6 protein-coding genes and 1 pseudogene are annotated in these 5,361 nt (G+C 65.9%); 5 read left to right on the top strand and 2 right to left on the bottom strand.

What is annotated here, in order from left to right:
• The 4 genes and pseudogenes from BGO62_RS13320 to BGO62_RS13335 form a co-directional block, all read left to right on the top strand.
• Positions 1-251: pseudogene (locus BGO62_RS13320) on the top strand (monoheme cytochrome SoxX); the annotation flags it as partial.
• On the top strand, positions 248-847 hold the full coding sequence (locus BGO62_RS13325) for a hypothetical protein (RefSeq protein ID WP_296642162.1): 600 nt from the start codon (positions 248-250) through the stop codon (positions 845-847). The pseudogene BGO62_RS13320 and the gene BGO62_RS13325, both read left to right, overlap by 4 nt.
• Entirely contained in the window at positions 844-1,305 is a 462-nt protein-coding gene (locus BGO62_RS13330; RefSeq protein WP_296643348.1) for a hypothetical protein, read from the top strand. The genes BGO62_RS13325 and BGO62_RS13330 overlap by 4 nt, the downstream gene beginning before the upstream one ends.
• Positions 1,302-2,171 carry a type II secretion system protein gene (locus BGO62_RS13335; RefSeq protein WP_296643350.1) on the top strand — a complete coding sequence of 290 codons (870 nt, stop codon included), beginning with the start codon at positions 1,302-1,304 and terminating at the stop codon, positions 2,169-2,171. Before BGO62_RS13330 ends, BGO62_RS13335 begins: the two co-directional genes overlap by 4 nt.
• On the opposite strand, the gene BGO62_RS13340 is transcribed toward BGO62_RS13335, so the two are convergent.
• Positions 2,137-3,882, bottom strand: a complete 1,746-nt coding sequence (locus tag BGO62_RS13340) for a sensor histidine kinase (protein ID WP_296643352.1) — start codon at positions 3,880-3,882, stop codon at positions 2,137-2,139. The genes BGO62_RS13335 and BGO62_RS13340 overlap by 35 nt on opposite strands.
• A gap of 147 nt (positions 3,883-4,029) precedes the next feature.
• Here BGO62_RS13340 and BGO62_RS13345 point away from each other — a divergent pair, with 147 nt between their 5' ends.
• Positions 4,030-4,755, top strand: coding sequence for a prepilin-type N-terminal cleavage/methylation domain-containing protein (locus BGO62_RS13345; RefSeq protein ID WP_296643354.1), 726 nt, complete (start codon positions 4,030-4,032; stop codon positions 4,753-4,755).
• Here the strand turns inward: BGO62_RS13345 and BGO62_RS13350 are convergent.
• The coding region (locus tag BGO62_RS13350; protein ID WP_296643357.1) for an IS4 family transposase at positions 4,724-5,361 on the bottom strand (638 nt) is incomplete at its 5' end. The two genes, BGO62_RS13345 and BGO62_RS13350, sit on opposite strands and share 32 nt — an antisense overlap.

Consider the following 5,361-nt stretch of genomic DNA (forward strand, 5'->3'; position numbering starts at 1 on the left):
GAACGCGGGTCAGCCTCGACGCCTCGCTGGTTCCGTTCGACGGCAATTACCGCGCGGCCATGCAGCGCATCGAGCAGTTCATGCATACCCTGCAAGCCGTGCCCGCCCTGCATGACGTGCGCTTGCGCAGCAGCCCGGTGAACGCCGATTCCGCCAGCACCCTGTCGGGGCGAACGCTCGATGCCGGCGCGGGCGAATCCCCCGCCGCGCGTTTCAGCCTCGGCCTGCGCTACCGCGAGGCCCGGCCATGAAGCACCCGCCGCTCGCCGCACTCAAGCTGTCGCTGCTGCTGGTGCTGGCAGCACTGCTGCTGGCTGGGGGCGGCATACTGTGGAGCCGCGGCCAGGCGCAAGACGCCGGGCTTGCCCTGCAGCAGCAACGCAGCGCGCTCAACGGCGCGCGCCAGCAACTCGACCGCAGCCGCCAGCAGCAGCAACTCATCGCCACCCACCTGGCCGATTATCAAGCGCTCACCGCACGCGGCTTTATCGGCGCAGAAGACCGGCTGGCCTGGATCGAAGCGGCGCAACTGGCCAACCGCGATGCCGGGCTTTACAGCCTGGATTACCGGCTGACGCCACGCGCCGCTTCGCTTCCCGCGCTCGCCCGGGGCTTGCCGCTGGGACAGACGAGCATGAGCCTCACCCTGCCGCTGCTGGTGGAAACCGATCTCATGCGCTTCCTGAACGCGCTCAAGGCGCGCGCACCCGGGATCTATCGCGTGCAGGGCTGCCGGCTGTCCCATCCCGGCGATGCGTCGTTCGAGCCGGTCAACCAGCCGCGCCTGCAGGCCGAATGCGAACTGCTGTGGTTCACCGTGGCGGTAGAATCGAGGACTTCGCAATGAAAATCCGTTCATCGCGGAGGCATGGAGGCACAGGGAACAGCCGGCCCGTTCGGCGCGAAACGGGGCATTACGGTTCAGCCTGGATTTTCTCCCTGTCCCTGTGCCTGTGTGGTTCAGGCCTTGCAGCAAGCGCCGACCCCGGGCGCCTGTTCTACACGCCCGAACAGCGCGCCCAGCTCGAAGCCGCGCGCAGCCGCAGCCTCACCCAGCCGCGCGGCCAGAACAAAACCGCCGTCCCCGCCACGCCCGCACCGCTGCGTTTCGACGGCATGCTGATCCGTTCCGACGGCAAGACCACGCGCTGGGTCGACGGCAAGCCGCAACTCGACGGCGCGGCCGTATCGGGGCTGAAGCCGGGACAGATCCGCGCCGACGGCAGGGTGTACGAACCCTATCAGGTATTGCGCCCGCTCCCGCCCACGCCGGCCGCCCCCAGCGAGAAGGAATCCGCACCATGAGTTCCCAACGCGGCTTCACTCTGATCGAACTGGCCATCGTGCTGGTCATCGTCACCATCCTGATCGGCGGACTGGCGATGCCGCTGTCGGCGCAGATCCAGGCGCGGCGGATTGCCGAGACGAACAAGACGCTGCAGGAGGCCAAAGAGGCCCTTCTTGGCTACGCCATGCGCTCAGTCACGTCGTCATGTACCTGCACTTACAACGCTGATGGTAATGGGGACTCAGACGCGTCAACTTGTCCCGTGCCACCCTCCTGCCCAGTGATCTTCCCCCCAACAATTGACACCACACTAACCATTACACGTCATTACCTGCCCTGCCCGGATGCACAGAGCGATCTCGAGCCCGGTATCGACAATGACGGCGATGGCAACATGAGCGATGCCAATAATGGCCGGGAAGACCGCAGGGCCGACGGAACCTGCTTGCGGGATACCGGCAACCTCCCCTGGACCACCCTGGGCGCGGCAGCCCAGGACGCGTGGGGCAATCGCCTGCGCTATGCCGTCCATGCCGACCTGACCGACAAAACCAAGGGGTTCCACAATGGCAGTGCGCCCACGCCAACGTGGAACCATGTCTGCTCCCTGGCCGACTGTCCGTCGGTGGACGTGGCCGCCGATGTGCCGGTCGTGATCGTATCGCATGGCCCCAACGGCTGGGGCGCACGCAGCATCAACGGCAGTACGCTCGCCCTGCCACCCGGCGCCAACGAAATCGAGAACCTCGACGCCGACCACCGCTACGTCAGCCGCCCCCCCTCCAGGCCGGGCGACGCAGCGGGCGAATTCGACGACCTCGTCGCCTGGCTGCCGTTCAACGTGCTGATCAACCGGGTATGCCCGGCAGGCGGTTGTCCGTAGCCTGCAGACGGAACGCCACCCGTCCCGCCTGGTTGTCCGGCAGTTCCAGTCGATAGCCGGTGCGCGCCGCCTGCCGCGCGGCCTGGTACAAGCCCACCCCGAGTCCGAAATCCGAGGCCACCGGGCTGAGGAACAGGTTGCGCGCCACGTGCTCGGGGGCCGGCGCGCCGCTGTCGGTCACCGCCAGGCTCACCAGCGGCTGCAGTTCCAGGCGCACCGCCACCGCCACGCCGGGCTCGGCCTGGCGCTTGCGCAGCGCGTTGGTGAGCAGGTTGTCGGCGACGCTGTCGAACAGATCCTGCGGCAACGGCGTGTCGTCGAGCGCCTCGGCGAAGAACTGCACGTCGTCGTTCTCGTAGCGCGTCTGCAGCCCCGCCCACCACGCCTGCGCCGGTATGTGCGCGACGTCCATCTCGGCCGGCTGCTTCAGCTTGTCGACCGTCTGCGACAGCCGCGTCGCCAGCTGCGGCAGCTGCCGCTTCATCAGTTCCAGCAGACGCTCGCTGTCCTCGGGCGTGGACATGTCGGCGGCGGCGAGCAGGGTTTTCAGCGACTGCAGGATATTCTTCACGTCGTGCGTCAGCCGCGCGCCGGTGTCATGGATCGCCTGGCTGTAGGCCTGCTCGCGCAGGGTCTGCTCGCGCACCTTGGCGGCGTAGAAATAGCCCAGCAGTTGCGACAGCAGCCGCACATGCAGCGCCAGCGCCGGGGTGAGCGGGCGCGCGGATTGCCAGGTCAGGCTCAAGCCATGAAACGCATGGGTGATGGCGTGTTCGGCGGGCTCGCCGAAACTGCCCTCGCCGCGTGCCGCCTGCCAGCTTCCGCCGCGGATCCAGGTCAGTTCGTGCAAGTCGGCCAGCGCCTCGCGCACGAAGGATTCCGGATCGCGCTCGCGCTCGGCCAGCGTCGCCAGGCGCTGTGCCCAGCCCTCGAACGGCAGCCCCACCGACAGCAGATAGCGCGAGGTGAGCTGCCCCAGCCCGGCAAACCCGGCACGCGGATTCCACAGCCACGACAGGGTCAGCAGCAGCGCCGCCATCCCCAGCAGGGTCTGCACCAGCGCCCACGCATAACTCACCCCGGCCACCGCCACCACGGCAAATACGCCCAGTGCCATCACCATGATGAGCAGCGACAGCATCAGGCCGTAGATGAAATCGAGCGTCGACGAGGCGCCGCGCTGGCGGTTGACCGGCAGGAACAGGATCACCAGCGGCAGCAGCGGCAAGCCGTAGCGCACTGCGGCCCGCAGCGCGTCCGGCAGTCCGGCGCCGCCCAGGCTTTGCGGCAGCACCCAGGCCAGCAGCAGCGCCAGCAGATAGGCCAGCGCGAGCAGGTAGGCCAGCCGCTGGCTGCGCGCGTTCTGCGAAGCCGCCACCGCGCCCACCAGCCCCGCCAGAATCGCCAGCCACAGCGCCATCACCCAGGTGCTGTCGACCAGCACCAGCAGCGCCGCCATGGCGAACACCGGCAGCGCGAGGCGCGGCTCGATGCGCGCCTCGCTGCGCACCAGCGGCTGCCACAGCAGGAACAGCCCGTAATGCGCCAGCAGGAAGGCGCGCGTCACCGCCGCCTCGGCGTCGAACACCACGGCGGCATGCAGCGCCAGCAGCATCAGCGCCAGCCAGCGTCCGGGCGCCACCCGCGTGAAAAAACCGACCAGTGAGGCCAAGCCGGCCAGCCGCGGCCTGTTCTCAGCGGACTCGGTCATACCAGGTCACGGCGCGCGGGGAGTTCAGCATGACACTGCTATCGGCAATCCATCGGGGAAATGCAGTCCGGCTGCGGCTGTGCGCAGCAAAAAACTTGACGGGATTCCGGCGAGCGCGTCGTATTTTCATCAACCCGGCCCCGGGCAATGCACGTTTATTCTCATTTTTTTATTGTAAATCAAATGATTACAAACACAGACCAGGTGGCACGCATTTTGCAAAAACGCACGCCAGGCAATAACACAATGGAGCCTTCCACCATGCCCCACCCCTTCCCGCAGCGCCAGTCGGGTTTCACCCTGATCGAGATCGCCATCGTGCTGGTCATCATCGGTCTGCTGCTCGGCGGCATTCTAAAGGGCCAGGAGTTGATCACCCAGGCCCGCATTCGCAACGTCGCCAACGACTTCCAGTCGGTAACAGCGGCGATCAATCTGTATCAGGATCGTTACCGTGCTCTTCCCGGAGATGATAGGGGTGCAGTCGCACGCTGGACGAATACTGGCGATGGAAACGGTAACGGCATTTTGGATGGTACCTACAATACCGCCTGCAACAACGCCTCTGTGACCGAGGATTGTCTGTTCTGGCACCATCTGCGGCTGGCTGGGCTGATTGGCGGCGCGAACACAGACAGAACCCAGCCAGTCAATGCTGCTCAAGGCAGAACTGGCGTCCAGAACGGGGGCCTAGGGCTGGTCGGCCCAGTGATTTGCAGCAATAACCTGTCTGCCAAGATTGCCCAAGCCATCGATGCCCAGTTCGATGATGGTGACGCCACGACCGGCACTGTTCGGGGTAACCTCATCGCCGGACTGAACGCATTCCATTACACACAACTCATAGTGCATGAGCCTCGCGAGCGAATCTGATTCCTGCGGCGAAATCCATGACGCGCTGGAGGCCAAGCCAAATGGTCTTCACGCCCGGCTCGCCGTCGCCCTTGCGCGCCAGGAAACCGCCGAGCATCGCCACCAGGCGCACCAGTTCGTTGAGTTTGGGTGGTGTCTTCGGCACCTTCTTCCGATTCAGGATATAGGCCGCCTGCCATTCATCCTGCTCGAACAGCAAGGCCGCATCCAGATCGGGGCAGGTACGCCCCAGGCGCATGAGCCGGGCAATCCGCCAGGCCACCACCATGAACAGCGCCAGGGCGCGTTCCAGACGTTCCACCGTGCTCAACTGCAAAGCCTCCACGCGGCAGCCGTTCTTGAGGACATGGAAGAACAATTCGATCTCCCAGCGCGCCCGGTACCAGTCGATCAATTCGGTGGCCGCTTCGAAGCTGTCGATCGGCCGATTGGTCAACAGCCGCCATTCCACCGGCTTCACGCCATGGGGAGCGCCTTCTTCCCGTGCCACCAGGCAATTCACTTCCACCCTACCGCCCCGGCCATCGGCAACCGATGTGCGCTTGACCCAGACCCGTTGCCGCACCTCCCGCGCCTTCTGTCCCTGCCGGGAAGGCATGGTGAAGC

Origin of the sequence: Thiobacillus sp. 65-1402 (assembly GCF_001897685.1) — a bacterium.
GTDB lineage: Bacteria > Pseudomonadota > Gammaproteobacteria > Burkholderiales > Thiobacillaceae > Thiobacillus.

Coding starts and splice junctions, on each gene's coding strand:
- BGO62_RS13325 (WP_296642162.1), top strand. CDS start 248: ATGAAGCACCCGCCGCTCGCCGCACTCAAGCTGTCGCTGCTGCTGGTG.
- BGO62_RS13330 (WP_296643348.1), top strand. CDS start 844: ATGAAAATCCGTTCATCGCGGAGGCATGGAGGCACAGGGAACAGCCGG.
- BGO62_RS13335 (WP_296643350.1), top strand. CDS start 1,302: ATGAGTTCCCAACGCGGCTTCACTCTGATCGAACTGGCCATCGTGCTG.
- BGO62_RS13345 (WP_296643354.1), top strand. CDS start 4,030: ATGCACGTTTATTCTCATTTTTTTATTGTAAATCAAATGATTACAAAC.
- BGO62_RS13340 (WP_296643352.1), bottom strand. CDS start 3,882: ATGACCGAGTCCGCTGAGAACAGGCCGCGGCTGGCCGGCTTGGCCTCA.